This window comes from Pseudomonas nabeulensis, assembly GCF_004682045.1.
Classification (GTDB): Bacteria; Pseudomonadota; Gammaproteobacteria; order Pseudomonadales; family Pseudomonadaceae; genus Aquipseudomonas; species Aquipseudomonas nabeulensis.
The window spans coordinates 54,945-72,764 of sequence record NZ_QUZT01000033.1 but is presented as its reverse complement, the minus strand read 5'-3'; the positions used below and the strand labels follow the sequence as shown (position 1 = coordinate 72,764).

Genomic DNA, 17,820 nt, shown 5'->3' with positions numbered 1-17,820 from the left:
CCGCGGTGTATGGATTTGGGGCGGCTTCGCCCCCCAGCGCGGGGCAAGCCCGCTCACTACAGAGGCGGTGTTGCTCCTGTCATCTCTTAACTGACTGGCATTAGGGCTTGCCCCCGATAGCGGTCTGTCAGCCAATGCATAGGTGATTGATACACCGCCATCGGGGGCAAGCCTCCTCCCACATTTGGTTTGTGGTGTTCCTACAATTTCAGTCGAATCTGCCTTATTTGACCCTGGGTCGACGCTCTTCCCTGTGTATCATCCTGTCTCTTTTTTCCATGCGACCTTTCTCGATTCGCCGAGATTCCTAGGCTATGTTTTCGAGCCAACTCAGCGGTCAATGGAGTGACAGCCCATGCACGACACCCTCCAGCAGGTCTTTGGTTATCCACAGTTTCGTTTGGGCCAGGAACAGACGGTCAGCGCCGTACTGGCCGGCCGCTCGGCTGCCGCGATTTTCCCTACGGGCTCCGGAAAGTCCCTGTGCTACCAGCTGTCGGCGGTGCTGCTGCCGCACCTGACGCTGGTGGTGTCGCCATTGCTGGCGTTGATGCAGGACCAGTTGGGTTTCCTGCAACGCCATGGTATTTCGGCGGGCAGTATCGATTCGGCCCAGAGCCGCGACGAGGCCAATGATGTGATGGCCCGTGCGCGTTCGGGCGAACTGAAAATCCTGATGATTTCCGTGGAGCGCCTCAAGAACGAGCGCTTCCGTAACTTCCTGCAAAGCGTAAAGATCTCGCTGCTGGTGGTGGACGAAGCGCACTGCATTTCCGAATGGGGCCACAACTTCCGGCCGGATTATTTGAAGCTGCCGGACTATCAGCGTCAGTTCAATATCCCACAAGCGCTGCTGCTGACGGCTACGGCGACGCCCAAGGTGATTGCCGATATGCAGGCCAAGTTCGCCATTGCGCCGGGCGATGTGGTCACCACGGGCTTCTACAGGCCCAACCTCAACCTACTGGTTGAGCCCGTGAGTGGCGTGGACAAGCGCCGCCGGCTGGTCCAGTGGATGAGCGAGCGCGCCGATCAGCCCAGCATCGTCTACGTGACCCTGCAAAAGACCGCCGAGCAGATTGCCGAGCATCTGAACCGCAATGGCATCCAGGCCGAGGCCTACCACGCCGGTTTGCCCCACGACAAACGCGAAGGTATCCAGCAACGGTTCATGGGTGGACGCTCCAATTGCATCGTCGCTACCATCGCGTTCGGCATGGGCATCGACAAGAGTGACATCCGCAACGTGGTGCACTTCGACCTGCCCAAGTCCATCGAGAACTACAGCCAGGAAATCGGCCGTGCGGGGCGTGATGGGCAACCGTCCGACTGCCTGGTACTGGCCAATCGCGACAGCCTGAACGTGCTGGAAAACTTTGTGTATGGCGACACGCCGGAGCAGAACGGCATCCGTTGTGTGCTGGAGCAATTACAGGCGGCGCGAGGCGATGGGCAGTGGGAGTTTTTACTGCGCTCATTATCGGACGACAGCAATATCCGCGAACTGCCGCTCAAGACGTTACTGGTGCAGTTGGAGCTCAAGGGCGTGATCGCACCGCGCTATGCGTTTTACGCGGAATACCGTTTCAAATACCTGATCGAACCCGACGCACTGTTGGCGCGGTTCTCCGGTGAGCGACAGCAGTTTGTCGCGGCCATCATCCAGGTGTGCAAGCGGGCCAGGACCTGGGCGACGGTGGACTTCGACGCGCTCTACCAGCAACACAATGCCGAACGCGGCCGGGTGGTGAAGGCGCTGGATTACTTTCAGGAGCAGGGCTTGATCGAGCTGGAAAGCAAGCAAATGACCGAGGTCTACGGCTTGCTGGATACGGATTTTGATCCACAGGCACTGAGCGCCGAGTTATACACAGGCTTCAAGCAGCATGAGATCGGAGAAGTGGCTCGGATTCACGCCATGCTCGACCTGTTCGCCACTGATCGTTGCCTGGGGCAGCGCCTGGCGCAGTATTTCGGCGATGAACATGCGCCGCAGCGCTGCGGGCATTGTTCAGTGTGCCACGGCCACGTAGCACATCTGCCGGCACCGCCCGCCTTGCCGCCGCTTGTGGATAAAAACTTCATGGGGCTGTGCGGGGATTTTATCCACAGGCATCATGAGCACACCGGTCATTTACCCGGTGCAGAACGCCTGGCGCGCTTTCTTGGCGGCATCAGCGTGCCGTTGTTTACCAAGTTGAAAGCACGGGGTATTGCGGGCTTTGCTGCGCTTGAGGATTACCCCTACGCCGAGGTGCGTGAGTGGGCCGAGGCCCATTTGAATGACCTCTAAACTCACCTTCAAGAGATGTGCCCATGCCCGACTCAGTGCCACAACGTGCCGATTACCCTCACTTCCAGCCGATCATCACGCGTTGGCACGATAACGATGTGTATGGCCATGTGAACAACGTCACCTACTACAGCTTTTTCGACACAGCGGTGAATACCTACCTGATCGAACAGGGCGGGTTGGATATCCATGGCGGGGAAGTGGTGGGGTTTGTGGTGAGTTCGGCGTGTGATTACTTTGCGTCGATTGCCTTTCCCGAGCGCATTGAAATCGGCCTGCGGGTGGGGAAGTTGGGCAACAGCTCAGTGCAGTATGAATTGGCGGTGTTCAAGGGCGGCGAGGAAGAGGCCTGTGCGGCGGGGCGCTTTGTGCATGTGTTTGTGGACAGGGCGTCGAACCAGCCGGTAAGGATTCCGGAGATGTTGCGCGAGGCGTTGCAGCGGTTGGTGGTTTGACACTGTTCCCGCTAACACAGGTGAGCTAAATGTGGGAGGGAGCTTGCTCCCGATTGCAGGGTGTCAGTCTGTGCATCTGTGACTGATCCACCGCTATCGGGGGCAAGCCCCCTCCCACATTAGATCTGTGGCGTGCTTCAGATCTTACCGATGACGGTAGTGATGCTTGTTCTTGCGATGTCCATAAGCATGCCCGCGCCCACGGTGATCATCGCGGTCATAACGACGGTGATCGCGCGAGCGACGGTCGTCGTCATCGCTCTTGTTGCCCATGTAGTTGCCCAGCGCGCCACCCGCGCCACCGCCGGCGGCTGCGCCGATCAGGCTGCCGGTGCTGCCGCCCATGCTGCGGCCGACCACGTTGCCGCCCGCTGCGCCCAATGCGCCACCAATGGCGGCTTCGCCACGGCTGCGTTTGTCTGCGCCGACTGCGCTACCGCCCGCGCCGCCCAGGGCTGCGCCGATAGTGGAACCGGTGTTACCGCCAATCTGCTGGCCAACAACCGAACCTAGAACCCCGCCCAATGCGCCGCCTACACCGGCTTCGGTGGTGCCACCGGCCATGGCTGCGCCACTGACCAGGCCAAGGGACAACAAGAGAATCGAGGAGAACTTCATAGGGAGACCTCAAGAGGATGACGGCGCGATCCTGAGGTTGTATCGAGATTGTGGCAATAGAAATCCGACCAGTAACACGAGTTGTACACAATTCTATAAGTTACTGTTTTTACTGGGGAACTTAAGTCGATTTAGGGGGTCTTTAACTACTTCGGAACGGCCGCTTTTATGCAAAAGCGGCCTTTTTTGTGCCTGTAGGTTTATGCCGAGCGAGCCATGATCAACCCATTGTCACTCGCCGCTTCCAGGCGGATCGCCACGAACTTCGACGTCGGTGTATGGCTGCCATCCCCAGTGCTTTCCAGCGGCACCAGTGGGTTCACTTCCGGGTAGTAGGCCGCGGCCTGTCCCGCCGGGATATCAAACGCCAGCAACGTGAAGCCTTTCACGCGACGCTCACGGCCGTCTTCCCACAACGACACAATGTCAGCCTTCTGCCCCGGCTTGAAGCCCAGGCGGATGATGTCGGCTTCGTTGACGAATAACACGTCACGCTGGCCTTTGACTCCACGATAACGGTCGTCCAGGCCATAGATGGTGGTGTTGTACTGATCGTGGGAGCGCATCGACTGCATGATCAGGTCCGGCACTTGGCCGGTGGCGTGGGTGCGTTCGTGGATCAGGTCTTTCGGCAGGATGTTCGGGCGGAAATTGGCGCGGCCCGATGGGGTGTTCCAGCGGCGTGCACCGGCCGAGTTGCCCAGGTAGAAGCCGCCCGGGTTCTTGATCTTCTCGTTGAAGTCCTTGAAGCCTGGAATGGTGTCGGCGATCAGGTCGCGGATGCGCCCGTAGTCGGCCACCAGCCAGTTCCAATCCACCGGCTTGCTGCCCAGGGTCGCGGCGGCGATACCGGCCAGGATCGCCGGCTCCGACTTCATCAGCTTCGACAGCGGCTGCAACTGGCCATTAGAGCCATGGACCATGCTGAACGAGTCTTCTACCGTCACCGCTTGCGGGCCGTCGGCCTGGATGTCGATGTCGGTACGGCCCAGGCACGGCAGGATCAGCGCATCTTTACCGTGGGTCAGGTGGCTGCGGTTGAGCTTGGTGCTGATCTGCACGGTCAGGTCGCAGTTGCGCAGGGCTTCGAAGGTGCGTGGGCTGTCCGGCGTGGCTTGGGCGAAGTTACCGCCCAGGCCGATAAACACCTTGGAGCGGCCTTCAAGCATGGCGTGAATCGCTTCGACCACGTTGTGCCCGTTGTCGCGCGGCACCTGGAATTGGAACCGACGCTCCAGGGAGTCGAGGAAGGCCACCGGTGGGCGTTCGTTGATGCCCATGGTGCGGTCGCCCTGCACGTTACTGTGGCCACGCACCGGGCACAGGCCGGCGCCTGGGCGGCCGACGTTGCCGCGCAGCAGCATCAGGTTGGCGATTTCCTGGATGGTCGGCACCGAGTGGCGATGCTGGGTAATGCCCATCGCCCAGCACATGATCACGTTCTTGCCTTTGGCGTACATACGCGCCGCTTGCTCGATCTCCACCAGGGTGAGGCCGGACTGCTCGACGATTTCATCCCACGACGTGTCGTCGATCTTGCCCAGGTACTCCAGCACGTTGGCGGTGTGTTCATTGAGGAAGTTGTGGTCGAACACCGCTTCCTTGCCTTCGGCCTGGGCCTGGCGTTCCCACAGCAGCAGGAACTTGGCCATGCCGCGCATGATGGCCATGTCGCCGCCCAGCGCTGGACGGAAGTAGGCGGTATTGGTCGGTTTGTCACCGTTGGTGAGCATTTCAATCGGGTGTTGCGGGTGTTGGAAGCGTTCCAGGCCGCGCTCTTTCAGCGGGTTGATGCACACCACTTGGGCACCGCGTTTCACCGCTTCACGCAGCGGCTCAAGCATGCGCGGATGGTTGGTGCCGGGGTTCTGGCCCCACACGAAAATCGCGTCGGCATGTTCGAAGTCATCAAAGGTCACGGTGCCTTTGCCGACGCCCACGCTTTGCGCCAAGGCTACGCCGCTGGCCTCATGGCACATGTTCGAACAATCCGGGAAGTTGTTGGTGCCGTAGGCGCGCACGAACAGTTGATACAAGTACGCCGCTTCGTTGCTGGCGCGGCCTGAGGTGTAGAACTCGGCCATGTCCGGGCTCGGCAGCGCGTTGAGGTGTTTGCCGATGAGTTCGAAGGCGGCTTCCCAGCTGACGGGCACATAGCGGTCGGTTTCGGCGTCATAGCGCATCGGCTCGGTCAGGCGGCCCTGGTATTCCAGCCAATAATCGCTCTGCTCCAGCAGCGCGGTGACGCTGTGTTTGGCGAAGAATGCCGCGTCCACACGACGCTTGGTGGCTTCCCAGTTCACGGCCTTGGCGCCGTTCTCGCAGAACTTGACCATGCCGCTTTCCGGCGAGTCGCCCCAGGCGCAGCCCGGGCAGTCGAAGCCGCCGTTCTGGTTGGTCTTGAGCATCATGCGCAGGTTTTTCAGCGCGTTGTCGCTGGTCAGCCAGGCCTGCGCCACGCTGATCAGTGCGCCCCAGCCGCCGGCCGCGCCTTTGTACGGCTTGTAGCGCGGGGTAGGGGTTTGGTCGGCTTGATTATGATTGCTCACGGCTGGTTCTCCATCGCGGGGCTGTAGACCCGCGGCGCACTTTTCTGCGGCAGGTGAATGAGATTGAGGTTGTGTCGGCGCGCCCATTGCAGGGCCAGGCCGGTGGGCGACGACAGGCTGACCAGGGTCTGGATGCCCGCGCGCAGGACTTTCTGGATCAACTCCAGGCTGCAACGGCTGGTGACAATCGCCAGGCCGCCTTCGGTCGGAATCTTTTGGCGGATCAGTGCGCCGATCAATTTATCCAAGGCGTTATGCCGGCCAATGTCTTCGCGGCCCAGCAACAATTCGCCCTGGTTGTTCATGAATACTGCTGCGTGCACGGCGCCGCTGTACTGGCCCAAAGGCTGAAAGGCGCTGATGCGCTGGCGCAGGCCATCCAGCCACTCGGCGGGCGGCAAAGGCGCGCCGGGCAGTACTTGAAGGTCGGGCAGGGCTTGCTCCACCGCTTCCACGCCGCACAGGCCACAGCCGCTGGTGCCGGCCAACTGACGACGCTGCTGCTTGAGGTTCCAGAAGGCGCGGCTGGAAATCTGCACCTGGGCGTATTGGGCTGAGCCCGATCCGCTGAGTTTCAGGTCATAGATGTCGCTAACGTCGGCGATAATCCCGCTGCCAATGCTGAAGCCGACGATGAAATCTTCCAGGTCGGTAGGCGTTACCAGCATCACCGCCTGGCTGATGTCGTTATAGGCAATCGCCAACGCCACTTCTTCCGCCAACGCTGTGTGGGCGACTTCGGTGTGTTCAAGATTGCAAAACTGATAGCTCTGGCTGGCAGCTGGCGCGGGCGTGTCGAGGGCGGGCGCCGCGCAGACTGGGCGCTTGGCGTTCATGGGGCAGTACCACCGGCGGATTGATCAATGTTTAGACTAGGCGCGACAAAGGGTCGCGTCTAATCGTCAGTACTGATCTACCGATAGATGACGTCGATCAAGCGTCCTGCTGCGATTTTTGATACAGCGCAAAACACGCTTCCGCCAGGGCTGATCGAGGGGCGCTACGGCGCATGATCAGCCCCAAGCGTGCGAGGGTGTGCGCTTCCTCTATAGGTTGTAGGCGCAGGTGCTCGGTCAGGGCGTCGAGGCCGCCATCCAAGGGCATGACCGCGCAGCACAGGCCGCCGTGCACGGCTTGTAACAATTGATGCACGGCATCGGTTTGTAGCAGCGGTTGTGGGTCGAGCCCGCGGCTATGGAAGTTGTGGTCGATGGATTGGCGAAAATGCATGCCGCTGGTGAGCATGCCCAGCGGCAGTTCGATCAACGCCTCCCAGCTCAAGGGCGTATCGCCAAAACTGAAAAACCGTTGGTCGTAAAGCAGGCCCATGCGGGTTTCGCCCAGGGCAAGTGAGTCGAAACGCTCGTTATCCAGGCGCTCCAGGTAGGACACGCCCAGGTCCAGGCGATTGCTCGCCAGTTGCTCAAGGATTTGCTCTGAGCTCAGGGCCGACAGCTCAAAGCGCAGGCTCGGGTGTTCTTTGTGCAGTTGCTGCATGAGTGCCAAGGGATCAAAGCTCGACAACGGCACCACGCCCAGGCGCAACGTCCCCACCAGATTGCCACGGCAGGCGGCTGCTTCGGCCTGCAAGCCGTCATAGGCCGCCAGTACCGTGCGGGCCCAGGCCAGCACGCGTTCGCCTGGCGCGGTGAAGCCTTCGAAGCGTTGGCCGCGATTGACCAGCGGCAGGTCCAACTCTTCTTCAAGGCTGCGCAGGCGCATCGACAGCGTGGGCTGGGTGATATGGCAACGCGCGGCGGCCTGGCCGAAGTGACGGGTTTCGTCGAGGGCGATGAGGAATTTCAGCTGTTTGATGTCCATCTTCGCTCCAGGGCTTATTCCAATGGCGGGGGGATTCTAGCGCGTTTAGGTCTTTGGCCGGGCTGGAACCCAAATCCGTAGGACTGGTCTAGTCTTGGGCATTCGGAACTCAAACACCAAGGAGAGCGCACCATGAGCATTTTTAGCTTTGTTAAGGAAGCTGGCGAGAAGTTGGTCAAGCTGTTGACGCCGGGTAATGCCAACGCCAGTGATGATCTGAAAAAGCATATTGAAGATGTGGGGCTGGGCAACCCGAACGTGCATGCCACCGTTGACGGTGACAAAGTGACGATCAGCGGCGAAGTGGCCAGCCAGGAAGAGAAAGAAAAAATCATTCTGGCAGCGGGTAATATCGCTGGGGTTGCTAGCGTTGAGGACCAGATCACTGTCTCCGGCCCGACCGTAGCCGCTGCCCGCTTTGTTGTGGTGAAGAAGGGCGACACGCTGAGCGCGATTTCGTTGGCGGTGTATGGCAATGCCAACCAGTACAACAAGATCTTTGAGGCGAACAAGCCGCTGTTGTCGCACCCGGACAAGATCTACCCAGGGCAGACGTTGCGTATTCCTGAGTAATACGCGGACCAAAATGTGGGAGGGGGCTTGCCCCCGATAGCGGTGTGTCAGACACACATCCAGTGACTGTCACTCTGCTATCGGGGGCAAGCCCCCTCCCACATTGGGTTCAGAGTCCGGCAATGAGATCTCGGTAGTCATCGACTGCCTCGAACTCGCTTGTGTCCTTGGCCCCTTTTTTACTGTCCGGTTCTTTGACCGCCAGCAAGTGCCCCACGCCATACGCTTTGGCACTGCGCAAAATCGGCAAGGTGTCATCGATAAACAGGCTACGCGCCGGATCAAATCCAATATCCGCCTGCAGCGCATCCCAGAACTGCGGGTTTTCCTTGGCGAAACCGTAGTCGTGAGAGCTGATCAATCGTTCGAAATACGGCGCCAGTTCAATGCGTTCTAACTTCAATGACAGCGAATCACGATGAGCGTTGGTGATCAAAATCACCCGCTTGCCGGCCTGTTTGATCGCCGCCAGGAACGTGTCCGCATCCGGGCGCAGGGCGATCAGGTGGGCGGTCTCCAGCTTGAGTTCGCGCACCGGCAGTTTCAACTCCGCGCTCCAGAAGTCCAGGCAATACCATTGCAACTGTCCGGCGTTACGCTCGAACAGCGGTTGCAACTCCATCTCGGCCATGGCGCGGCTCACGCCGTGCAGCTCGGCATAACGCTGGGGCAAGTGCTCCATCCAGAAGTGGTTGTCGTAATGCAGGTCGAGCAGGGTGCCGTCCATGTCCAGCAGGACGGTGTCGATGGCGTGCCAGGGCAAAGAGGGCATGGGCAGTTCTCATGTAAGTAAAGATATCCGACACAGACAATCGGAAAAGCCACGGTATAGTAACCCGATCACGCCAAGGAGCCGCTTATGCGCCAGAAACCCACCGTCCTCGCCCGCGAAATAGTCGCCAGTAGCCGTTTGTTCCGCGTGGAGGAAGTGCAATTGCGCTTTTCCAATGGCGTTGAACGGACCTACGAACGCCTGGTGGGCCGCGGTGCCGGTTACGGTGCGGTGATGATCGTGGCGATGATCGATGACGAGCATGCACTGCTGGTGGAAGAGTATTGCGGCGGCACTGATGAATATGAACTGTCCTTGCCCAAAGGATTGATCGAACCTGGCGAGGACGTTCTGGCGGCGGCAAACCGCGAGCTCAAGGAAGAGGCCGGCTATGGCGCGCGCCAGCTGGAACACCTCACCGAACTCTCGCTGTCGCCCGGCTATATGAGCCAGAAAATCCAGGTGGTATTGGCCACCGACCTCTATGAAGAACGCCTCGAAGGCGATGAACCCGAGCCGATGCGGGTGGACAAGGTCAACCTGCGTGAGCTGTCGATGCTGGCGCAAAACGAGCAATTCAGTGAAGGTCGCGCCCTGGCTGCGTTGTACCTGGTACGCGATCTGTTGACCCAGCGTGGAGTCTTTAACGCATGAGCGAATTGTTTCTGGGCCACCCATTTATTGCCCCGGTGATCGAACTGGCGCGCCAGGCGGGTGAAGTGATCCTGCCTTACTGGCGCGCCGATGTGGCGGTGACCGCCAAGGCGGACGACTCGCCCGTAACGGCGGCAGACCTGGCCGCTCACCATCTGATCCTGGCGGGCCTTACCGCGCTCGATCCGAGCATTCCGGTGCTGTCCGAAGAAGACGCCGATATCGACCAGAGCGTGCGCGCCGGCTGGCAGCGCTGGTGGTTGGTGGACCCGCTGGATGGCACCAAGGAGTTCATCGCCGGCAGTGAAGAGTTCACCGTCAATATCGCCCTGATCGAACAGGGGCGCGTGGTGTTTGGCGTGGTATCGATGCCTACCAGCGGGCGTTGCTACTTCGGTGGCGCGGGCCTCGGCGCCTGGCGCTCGGATGTGAGTGAGCCGCCCAGGCAAATCCAGGTGCGCGAAGCACCGGCGGCAGGTGAGTCGTTTACGGTAGTGGCCAGTCGTCGGCATTCCAGCCCCGAGCAGGAGCGCTTGCTGGACGGTCTCAGCGAAGGCCTGGGGGCGTTGAAGCTGGCCAATATCGGCAGTTCGTTGAAGTTTTGCCTGTTGGCCGAAGGCAGCGCCGACTGTTATCCACGCCTGGCGCCGACATCGCAGTGGGACACCGCAGCGGCCCAGGGTGTGCTGGAAGGCGCAGGGGGCGAGGTGTTGGAGTTGAGCGGTGTGCCGTTCAGCTATCCGGCGCGGGAGTCGTTGTTGAACCCGTTCTTCCTGGCGTTGCCGGCGAAGGCGGCGTGGCGTGAACGGTTGCTGAGCCTGGCGCGGCCCTAAAACCACAACAGATCAAAATGTGGGAGGGGGCTTGCCCCCGATGGCGGTGTTTCAGTGGCAGTTGCACTGACTGACACACCGCCATCGGGGGCAAGCCCCCTCCCACATTTACCTGTGCAGGACGTACTGGCCGGTGAAGGCCACGGCCTTGTCCTCACTGCCCTCATTCACAATCCACGTCTCCAGCGTCAACCGTGCACGACCATAGCGCTTATAGGTCGCCAAAAACCGCTTCCACACCTTCTCCTCCGGCGCCTCACACACCACGGTCGCATCCCGCGTAACCGGCAGTGGATAACTGATCTGCCCCTCCTGAATCACGATATGCCCGTCTTCAACCCCTTCCTCGCGCAGTTGCAGATGCAGCCAACCCCAGCCCGCCAGCACCGCGCCGCAGTAAAGGCTGCCACCAAACATGGTGCTTTTGTGGTTGATATTGGCCTGCAGCGGCAGGTGCAGTTCCAGCCGTCCTTGTTGCCAGTCCCGTACCTTGAGGCCCATCTCCCGGGTGAGGGGGATGTCGTGATGAAGGACTGATTCGAGGTAGTGGCTCATGGTGGACTCTTCGGCGTGGTTCATTCGTCGTCGGCACTTTGGTTAGCAAAGTTAAGGCCGTGCTTGCGCAGTTTGTCGTGAAGGGTCTTGCGCGGTACGCCCAGCGCCTCGGCGAGGCTGCGCATGGAGCCATGGGGGCGGGTCAGTTCGGCGGCAATCAGGCTTTTCTCGAACTGTTCGACTTGCTCGCTCAAGCCGCCGGGCGTAGAGGTGAGCACGCTTGCGGCAGGATTATCCGGCGTGGCGTCCAGTGCCAGTTCCAGGCCGAGGGCGAAGCGTTCAGCGGCGTTCTGCAATTCCCGCACATTGCCTGGCCAGCTATGACGCAACAGCAGCGCGCGCTGGCCCGGTTGCAGTTCATGCAGCGGCAAACCGTGGCGGCTGGCGGCTTCGTCGGCGAAATGCTGGAACAGCATCAATGCATCTTCACCCCGCTCACGCAGCGGTGGAATGCGCAGCGGCGCGACGTTCAGACGGTAATACAAGTCGGCGCGGAAACGCCCTTGATCGGCGGATTGGCGCAAGTCTTCCTTGGTGGCGGCGATGATGCGGATATCCAGGGGGATCAGCTGATTGCCACCCAAACGCTCCACGACGCGCTCCTGTAACAGGCGTAGCAGTTTGACCTGCACATCCAGGCTCATGCTCTCGATTTCATCGAGGAACAGCGTGCCACCATTGGCGAATTCGAACTTGCCGATACGGCGCTTCTGCGCGCCGGTAAACGCACCGGGCTCGTGGCCGAACAGTTCGCTTTCCACCACTGACTCGGCAAGCGCCCCGGCGTTGATCGCCACAAACGGCCCGCTACGGCGGCTCGACAGGTCGTGCAGCGCACGCGCCACCACCTCTTTGCCCGCGCCGGTTTCACCGAGGATCAGCACATCGGCCTTGGTCGCGGCCAGGGCACCGATCTGTTCGCGCAGGCGCAGCATTTGCGGTGAATGCCCGACCAAACGCGTACTCAATTGCTGACGGTCGCTGAGGGCCAGGCGCAGGCTGCGGTTGTCCAGCACCAGGCGGCGCAGGGCCAGGGCGCGGCGCACGCTGTCGAGCAGGGCGTCGCTGGCGAAGGGTTTTTCGAGAAAGTCATAGGCCCCGGCGCGCATCGCCTGCACGGCCAGCGGCACGTCGCCGTGGCCGGTGATCAGCAGCACCGGCAGGTCAGGGTCCTGGCCATGCAGCTCGGCGAGCAGTTCCAGGCCATCCATGCCGGGCATGCGAATGTCGCTCACCACCACCCCCGGCCAATCCCGTGACAGGCGCGCGGTGAGGCCGCTGGCTTCGCCCAGGGGCAGGACTTTCAGCCCGGCCAGATCCAGGGTCTGGCACAGGGCCTGACGCAGGTGTGGATCGTCGTCGATCAACACCACCTGAATCCCGTTCTCGATACTCATACACTGCGGTCCTCGGACGGTTGCAGACTGACGCCCGGCGAGCCGGCACGCAATTTCAAGGTTAACAGCGCGCCGCCTTCCTTGTGGTTGGCAAACAGCAGTTCGCCGCCAAAGGCACGCATCAGGGTGTCGCAGATCGCCAGGCCCAACCCCAGGCCCTGGGTGCGGGTCTTGGTGGTGTAGAACGGCTCGCTGGCGCGGCCCAGTGCTTCCATGCAAAAGCCCGGGCCGTTGTCGCGGATGTACAGGTTGACGCCCTGCTCGGTGGTTTCGGCACTCAGCCACAGTTTGCGCGGCGGGCCTTTCTCGGTGAGGGCATCGAGGGCGTTGGCCAGCAGGTTGCCCAGCACCTGGCGCAATCGCGTCTCGCCAGCTTGTACCCACAAGGTGGCCTCGGGCAGATCGCGGATCAGCTCCACTTCCATCGAACGCCGCCGCTTGGCGAGCAAGGCCAGCGCATCGTCCAGCGCCGGTTGCAGCGCCACGCTTTCCGGGGCATGGCGGTCGCGGCGAGCGAAGGCGCGCAGGTGGGCGATGATCGAAGCCATGCGCCCGGTCAACTCGCTGATCAGTTTGAGGTTGCCGCGGGCATCGCTGGTGCGCTCGTGGTCCAGCAGGATCTCGGCGTTTTCCGCATAACTGCGAATCGCCGCCAGCGGCTGATTGAGTTCATGGCTGATGCTTGCCGACATGGTGCCCAGCGCCGACAGCTTGCCCGCCTGTACCAGGTCATCCTGGGCGCGCACCAGCTCTTGCTGGGCATGTTCGCGCTCCAGCACTTCCTGTTTCAGTCGCCGGTTGAGGCCTTCCAGGTCGCTGGTACGTTCCACCACACGGGCTTCCAGCTCGCGGCGGGCCTTGGCTTCGAAGGCGATGCGGTCCAGGTAATGCCGACGACGCTGCATCATCAGGCCGAGCAGCAACATCAGCACCAGCAGCGCAGCACCACCGACCGCAACAACGGTGCGCACCGGGCGGGTGATCAGCGCGCGAGGCGCGAGGATTTCCACGTTCCAGCCGGTTTCGGCGATGGCGGTGGACTGTCGCAGCCAAGCGGTGTTGCTCAGGCTCAGCGGCTGCGGGTCGCGGGTCGGGTAGGGCTGGATGGCAATGATGGCCTGGCGTTCTTCGGCGGTCAGCGGGCGGGTAGCGCGGAATCGCCATTGCGGGCGTGAGGTGAGGATCACCACGCCGTTGTGGTCGGTTACCAACAGTTGCTCGGGGGTGTTGCCCCACAGGCTTTCGGTGTGGTCCAGATCGACCTTCACCACCAGCACCCCGATGACTTTTTCGCCATCGCGCACGGCGGCGGCGAAAAAGTAGCCGCGTTTGGCCGACGTGGTGCCCAGCCCGAAAAACCGCCCCAAACGCCCGGCCATGGCTTCGCTGAAATACGGTCGGAAGGAAAAATTACGCCCGACAAAACTGTCTTGTTTATCCCAGTTGGACGCGGCGAGGGTCTTGCCGGTGGTGTCCATCAGGTACATCACCTCTGCGCCGGCCTGGGCGGCGACGTCCTGGAGCAGCAGGTTGGCGTTGACCAGGTTGGTGCTGACGTCGGGCGCATCCAGCGCGGTGCGCAGGGCCGGCAAGTCGCCGAGGATCTGCGGCAGCACCTCATAGCGGTGCAGGGTGCCCAGCAGGTTGGCAACGTACAGGTCGAGGGTCTGGCGGTTCTGCCCGGCCAGTTCGCTGCGGTAATAGCGCTCGGCCAAGTGCTCCAGCGGCCACAACAGCGGCGCCAGGCACAACGCCAACAGGGCGAGGCTGCGCCAGCGGGGTCTACGCGGGAGGGTTGGAGTCATGGGAGCGGCGCCTGTGGGTACAGGCGCATTATGCCTAGTGCTGCTCGCCAAGACACTCGCGCAGTGCGTCTTGCCACTGCGGTTGGCTGACGTGCCACTGTTGTTGCAGGTGGCTGCAATCGAGGCGTGAGTTCAGCGGGCGCTTGGCCGGTGTCGGATAAGCGCTGGAAGGGATAGCCTCCAGCTCGGCGCAGGCCTTGCCCTGGGCGCGCAGGTGTTCGCCGATGGCCTGGGCGAAGCCGAACCAGGAGGTTTCACCTTGGGCGGTCAGGTGATAGACACCCCAATCGCCTGGCTGGCCGGCCAGCCAACGTTCGATTAACGCGTGAGTGCTGTCGGCAATAGTCCCCGCCCAGGTCGGCGCACCAATCTGATCGGCGACGATGCGCATCTGCGGCTTCTCTTGCAGCAGACGCTGCATGGTCAGCAGGAAATTCTTGCCGTGGTTGGAGTAGACCCAACTGGTACGCAGGATCAGGTATTCGCCGCCCACCTTTGCGATTGCGTGTTCACCGGCCAGCTTGCTCTGGCCATAGACGCCCAACGGGTTGGGCGTATCGGCTTCGGTGTAGGGGGCCGGCTTGCTGCCGTCGAACACGTAGTCGGTGGAGTAGTGGATCAACGGGATGCCAAGCGCCTTGGCTTCTTCGGCGAGGATGCCGGGGGCGATGGCGTTGATGGCAAAGGCGGCGTCCGGTTCGCTTTCGGCCAAATCGACCGCAGTGTGGGCTGCGGCGTTGATGATCAGGTCTGGGCGGTGGGCGCGCACTTGCTTGCGGATCTGCTCGATATCCGCCAGGTCCAGTTGATCGCGGCCCAGCACGATCAGCTCGCCAAGGGGCTGGAGGCGTATTTGCAGCTCACGAGAAACTTGGCCGTATTGACCAGTAATGAGGACTTTCATGGGAAAAGGTCGGCTTCCAGCAGTGGTTTGCCAGCCTGGTCCTTGGCGGACAGTTGTGGCGTATCGGTCAATTGCCAGTCGATAGCCAGCGTCGGGTCATTCCACTGGATACTGCGCTCGGCGCTTGGTTGGTAGTAGTCCGTAGTCTTGTACAGGAATTCGGCGTAGTCGCTCAGCACCACAAAGCCATGGGCAAAACCCTCCGGTACCCACAATTGGCGATGGTTCTGCGCCGACAGGCGTACGCCTACCCATTGACCGAAGTTTGGTGAACTACGCCGAATGTCTACCGCTACGTCTAGTACCTCACCTGCTGTAACCCGAACCAATTTGCCCTGGGTGTGTTCGAGTTGGTAATGCAGACCGCGTAGCACACCTTTTTGCGAGCGCGAATGGTTGTCTTGTACAAACTGGCGTGTTAGCCCGGTGGCTTCTTCGAAGGCGCGTGCGTTGAAGCTTTCGTAAAAAAAACCGCGCTCGTCGCCGAACACTTTAGGTTCGAGGATCAGGACGCCGGGCAGTGAGGTTTCAATAACATTCACTGACTCTCTCCTGCTAATGAGTAGAGGTATTGGCCGTAACCAGTCTTGCCAAAATACTTGGCGCGTTCCAGCAAATGGTCGCGATCGATCCAGCCGTTTTCGTAGGCGATCTCTTCCAGACAGGCCACTTTCAGGCCTTGGCGGTGTTCGATGGTCTGTACATAGGTGGAGGCTTCGAGCAGGCTGTCATGGGTGCCGGTGTCCAGCCAGGCGAAGCCACGGCCGAAGCGCTCGACATGCAGGTCGCCACGCTTGAGGTACGCGTTGTTGACATCGGTGATTTCCAGCTCGCCCCGTGGCGAAGGCTGGACCGCCTTGGCGATCTTGATCACATCGTTGTCGTAGAAATACAAGCCGGTTACCGCATATGACGATTTGGGCTTGGCCGGTTTTTCTTCGATGGACAGTGCTCGACCGTTCTTGTCGAAGTCGACCACGCCGAAGCGCTCCGGGTCCTTGACCCAGTAACCGAACACGGTGGCGCCACTCGGGCGTTCGGCGGCGGTGCGCAGTTGCTCGCCAAAATACTGGCCGTGGAAGATGTTGTCGCCCAGGATCAGGCACACCGGGTCTTCGCCGATAAACGCTTCGCCGATGATAAACGCTTGGGCGAGGCCGTCCGGCGACGGTTGTTCGGCATAGGTAAATGTCACGCCGAACTGGCTGCCGTCGCCCAGCAGGTTGCGGTATTGCGGCAGATCCACCGGGGTGGAAATCACCAGGATGTCCTTGATACCCGCCAGCATCAGCACCGAGATCGGGTAGTAGATCATCGGTTTGTCGTAAACCGGCAACAGTTGCTTGGACACACCCAGGGTAATCGGGTGTAGACGAGTGCCGGAGCCGCCGGCCAATACGATGCCCTTCATCATGCAATCAAATCCTTTGTGTCTGTATTGCCAAGGCGTTCGCCTTGGTAGCTGCCGTCCTGGACCCGGCGGCACCACTCCAGGTTGTCGAGGTACCACTGCACGGTCTTGCGCAGGCCGGTCTCGAAGGTTTCTTCGGGCACCCAGCCCAGTTCGCGCTCGATTTTGCTGGCGTCGATCGCGTAGCGCTGGTCGTGGCCTGGGCGATCCTTGACGAAGGTGATCAGGTCGGTGAATTGAGCGACGCCGGCCGGGCGCTGCGGGGCCAGCTCTTCCAGCAGGCCGCAGATACCACGCACCACATCAATGTTCTTTTGTTCGTTATGGCCGCCGATGTTGTAGGTTTCGCCTACTTCGCCTTCGGTCACGACCTTGAGCAGGGCGCGGGCGTGATCTTCGACGAACAGCCAGTCGCGTACCTGCAAACCATCGCCGTAGACCGGCAGCGGCTTGCCCGCGAGGGCATTGAGGATGACCAGCGGAATCAACTTCTCCGGGAAGTGGAACGGCCCGTAGTTGTTCGAGCAGTTGGTCAACAGCACCGGCAAGCCGTAGGTACGCTGCCAGGCGCGAACCAGATGGTCGGACGCGGCCTTGCTCGCCGAGTACGGCGAGCTGGGCGCGTAGGGCGTGGTTTCGGTGAACAGGTCATCAACGCCGTGCAGGTCGCCATACACTTCGTCGGTGGAAATATGATGAAAGCGAAAGGCGCTCTTGGCCGGCTCAGCCAGTTTCTGCCAGTAAGCGCGGGTTGCCTCCAGCAGGCTGTAGGTGCCGACGATATTGGTCTGGATAAAATCCGATGGACCGTCAATCGAACGGTCGACATGGGACTCGGCAGCCAGGTGCATGATCGCCTGCGGCTCGAACCGCGCCAGTACGGCGCTCACGGTGGCCTGGTCGATGATATCGGCCTGGACGAACTCATAGCGGCTGTTGGACGCGATGCTGGTCAGCGATTCCAGGTTGCCAGCGTAGGTGAGTTTGTCGAGGTTGAGCACTTCGTGCTCGGTGTGCTGAATCAGGTGGCGGATCAGGGCGGAGCCGATAAATCCTGCGCCACCGGTGATAAGAATGCGCATGTCGGAGGGCCTTTTCCTTAGACGGACATTAAGCGAATGAAGCATAGCTTGAGTTGTGCGGCGGGGAGGCGCAAGTCCTGTATCGGCGGGGGTTGCCT

At 61.0% G+C, this 17,820-nt stretch carries 17 protein-coding genes; 5 read left to right on the top strand and 12 right to left on the bottom strand.

The features are described from left to right. Positions 1-355 precede the first annotated feature (355 nt). Both DYL61_RS18025 and DYL61_RS18020 read left to right on the top strand, forming a co-directional pair. Positions 356-2,293, top strand: a complete 1,938-nt coding sequence (locus DYL61_RS18025; protein ID WP_135309447.1) for a RecQ family ATP-dependent DNA helicase — start codon at positions 356-358, stop codon at positions 2,291-2,293. A gap of 23 nt (positions 2,294-2,316) precedes the next feature. Next, the gene (locus DYL61_RS18020) at positions 2,317-2,748 is read left to right on the top strand and encodes an acyl-CoA thioesterase (RefSeq protein ID WP_135309446.1); all 432 of its coding nucleotides are present in this window, start codon (positions 2,317-2,319) and stop codon (positions 2,746-2,748) included. A gap of 144 nt (positions 2,749-2,892) precedes the next feature. Here DYL61_RS18020 and DYL61_RS18015 read toward each other — a convergent pair whose 3' ends face one another. The 4 genes from DYL61_RS18015 to DYL61_RS18000 form a co-directional block, all read right to left on the bottom strand. Beyond that, positions 2,893-3,366: a glycine zipper domain-containing protein gene (locus DYL61_RS18015; protein ID WP_105697645.1), complete on the bottom strand. Its 474-nt coding sequence runs from the start codon at positions 3,364-3,366 to the stop codon at positions 2,893-2,895. 200 nt (positions 3,367-3,566) lie between these two features. Then, entirely contained in the window at positions 3,567-5,915 is a 2,349-nt protein-coding gene (locus DYL61_RS18010; protein WP_135309445.1) for an FdhF/YdeP family oxidoreductase, read from the bottom strand. Further along, on the bottom strand, positions 5,912-6,751 hold the full coding sequence (fdhD, locus tag DYL61_RS18005) for a formate dehydrogenase accessory sulfurtransferase FdhD (RefSeq protein ID WP_135309444.1): 840 nt from the start codon (positions 6,749-6,751) through the stop codon (positions 5,912-5,914). Before fdhD ends, DYL61_RS18010 begins: the two co-directional genes overlap by 4 nt. 97 nt (positions 6,752-6,848) lie before the next feature. Continuing rightward, positions 6,849-7,736 (bottom strand): LysR family transcriptional regulator, encoded by an 888-nt coding sequence (locus DYL61_RS18000; RefSeq protein ID WP_105697648.1) that lies wholly within the window; start codon positions 7,734-7,736, stop codon positions 6,849-6,851. Positions 7,737-7,868: 132 nt separating this feature from the next. Here DYL61_RS18000 and lysM point away from each other — a divergent pair, with 132 nt between their 5' ends. Then, positions 7,869-8,309: a peptidoglycan-binding protein LysM gene (gene lysM, locus DYL61_RS17995; RefSeq protein ID WP_135309443.1), complete on the top strand. Its 441-nt coding sequence runs from the start codon at positions 7,869-7,871 to the stop codon at positions 8,307-8,309. A gap of 109 nt (positions 8,310-8,418) precedes the next feature. On the opposite strand, the gene yrfG is transcribed toward lysM, so the two are convergent. Next, positions 8,419-9,081, bottom strand: a complete 663-nt coding sequence (gene yrfG / locus DYL61_RS17990) for a GMP/IMP nucleotidase (protein ID WP_135309442.1) — start codon at positions 9,079-9,081, stop codon at positions 8,419-8,421. Between the two features lie 87 nt (positions 9,082-9,168). On the opposite strand from yrfG, the gene nudE reads away from it, so the two are divergent. Beyond that, positions 9,169-9,735: an ADP compounds hydrolase NudE gene (gene nudE / locus DYL61_RS17985; protein WP_135309441.1), complete on the top strand. Its 567-nt coding sequence runs from the start codon at positions 9,169-9,171 to the stop codon at positions 9,733-9,735. Continuing rightward, entirely contained in the window at positions 9,732-10,568 is an 837-nt protein-coding gene (gene cysQ, locus DYL61_RS17980) for a 3'(2'),5'-bisphosphate nucleotidase CysQ (RefSeq protein WP_135309440.1), read from the top strand. Before nudE ends, cysQ begins: the two co-directional genes overlap by 4 nt. A gap of 108 nt (positions 10,569-10,676) precedes the next feature. Here the strand turns inward: cysQ and DYL61_RS17975 are convergent, their stop codons facing one another. Genes DYL61_RS17975 through rfbB form a run of 7 tightly spaced genes read right to left on the bottom strand, consistent with a single transcriptional unit; the run spans position 10,677 to position 17,722 of the window. After that, positions 10,677-11,147 (bottom strand): YiiD C-terminal domain-containing protein, encoded by a 471-nt coding sequence (locus DYL61_RS17975; protein WP_238704582.1) that lies wholly within the window; start codon positions 11,145-11,147, stop codon positions 10,677-10,679. Further along, positions 11,144-12,520 (bottom strand): sigma-54-dependent transcriptional regulator, encoded by a 1,377-nt coding sequence (locus DYL61_RS17970; RefSeq protein WP_135309439.1) that lies wholly within the window; start codon positions 12,518-12,520, stop codon positions 11,144-11,146. Before DYL61_RS17970 ends, DYL61_RS17975 begins: the two co-directional genes overlap by 4 nt. Further along, positions 12,517-14,325, bottom strand: a complete 1,809-nt coding sequence (locus DYL61_RS17965; RefSeq protein ID WP_135309438.1) for a sensor histidine kinase — start codon at positions 14,323-14,325, stop codon at positions 12,517-12,519. The genes DYL61_RS17970 and DYL61_RS17965 overlap by 4 nt, the downstream gene beginning before the upstream one ends. Positions 14,326-14,359: 34 nt before the next feature. Further along, entirely contained in the window at positions 14,360-15,229 is an 870-nt protein-coding gene (gene rfbD, locus DYL61_RS17960; RefSeq protein WP_135309437.1) for a dTDP-4-dehydrorhamnose reductase, read from the bottom strand. Further along, positions 15,226-15,771 (bottom strand): dTDP-4-dehydrorhamnose 3,5-epimerase, encoded by a 546-nt coding sequence (rfbC, locus tag DYL61_RS17955; RefSeq protein WP_135309436.1) that lies wholly within the window; start codon positions 15,769-15,771, stop codon positions 15,226-15,228. Before rfbC ends, rfbD begins: the two co-directional genes overlap by 4 nt. Further along, on the bottom strand, positions 15,768-16,643 hold the full coding sequence (gene rfbA / locus DYL61_RS17950; RefSeq protein ID WP_135309435.1) for a glucose-1-phosphate thymidylyltransferase RfbA: 876 nt from the start codon (positions 16,641-16,643) through the stop codon (positions 15,768-15,770). Before rfbA ends, rfbC begins: the two co-directional genes overlap by 4 nt. Next, positions 16,640-17,722 (bottom strand): dTDP-glucose 4,6-dehydratase, encoded by a 1,083-nt coding sequence (gene rfbB, locus DYL61_RS17945; RefSeq protein ID WP_105697658.1) that lies wholly within the window; start codon positions 17,720-17,722, stop codon positions 16,640-16,642. The genes rfbA and rfbB overlap by 4 nt, the downstream gene beginning before the upstream one ends. Between the last annotated feature and the right edge of the window lie 98 nt (positions 17,723-17,820).

What these genes read in the sequence shown, in the direction of transcription:
- rfbA (WP_135309435.1), bottom strand. Translation starts at nt 16,643, where the DNA reads ATGATGAAGGGCATCGTATTGGCCGGCGGCTCCGGCACTCGTCTACAC.
- fdhD (WP_135309444.1), bottom strand. Translation starts at nt 6,751, where the DNA reads ATGAACGCCAAGCGCCCAGTCTGCGCGGCGCCCGCCCTCGACACGCCC.
- DYL61_RS18025 (WP_135309447.1), top strand. Translation starts at nt 356, where the DNA reads ATGCACGACACCCTCCAGCAGGTCTTTGGTTATCCACAGTTTCGTTTG.
- DYL61_RS18020 (WP_135309446.1), top strand. Translation starts at nt 2,317, where the DNA reads ATGCCCGACTCAGTGCCACAACGTGCCGATTACCCTCACTTCCAGCCG.
- lysM (WP_135309443.1), top strand. Translation starts at nt 7,869, where the DNA reads ATGAGCATTTTTAGCTTTGTTAAGGAAGCTGGCGAGAAGTTGGTCAAG.
- DYL61_RS17975 (WP_238704582.1), bottom strand. Translation starts at nt 11,147, where the DNA reads ATGAACCACGCCGAAGAGTCCACCATGAGCCACTACCTCGAATCAGTC.
- DYL61_RS18015 (WP_105697645.1), bottom strand. Translation starts at nt 3,366, where the DNA reads ATGAAGTTCTCCTCGATTCTCTTGTTGTCCCTTGGCCTGGTCAGTGGC.
- nudE (WP_135309441.1), top strand. Translation starts at nt 9,169, where the DNA reads ATGCGCCAGAAACCCACCGTCCTCGCCCGCGAAATAGTCGCCAGTAGC.
- yrfG (WP_135309442.1), bottom strand. Translation starts at nt 9,081, where the DNA reads ATGCCCTCTTTGCCCTGGCACGCCATCGACACCGTCCTGCTGGACATG.
- rfbB (WP_105697658.1), bottom strand. Translation starts at nt 17,722, where the DNA reads ATGCGCATTCTTATCACCGGTGGCGCAGGATTTATCGGCTCCGCCCTG.
- DYL61_RS17970 (WP_135309439.1), bottom strand. Translation starts at nt 12,520, where the DNA reads ATGAGTATCGAGAACGGGATTCAGGTGGTGTTGATCGACGACGATCCA.
- DYL61_RS18000 (WP_105697648.1), bottom strand. Translation starts at nt 7,736, where the DNA reads ATGGACATCAAACAGCTGAAATTCCTCATCGCCCTCGACGAAACCCGT.
- cysQ (WP_135309440.1), top strand. Translation starts at nt 9,732, where the DNA reads ATGAGCGAATTGTTTCTGGGCCACCCATTTATTGCCCCGGTGATCGAA.
- rfbD (WP_135309437.1), bottom strand. Translation starts at nt 15,229, where the DNA reads ATGAAAGTCCTCATTACTGGTCAATACGGCCAAGTTTCTCGTGAGCTG.
- DYL61_RS17965 (WP_135309438.1), bottom strand. Translation starts at nt 14,325, where the DNA reads ATGACTCCAACCCTCCCGCGTAGACCCCGCTGGCGCAGCCTCGCCCTG.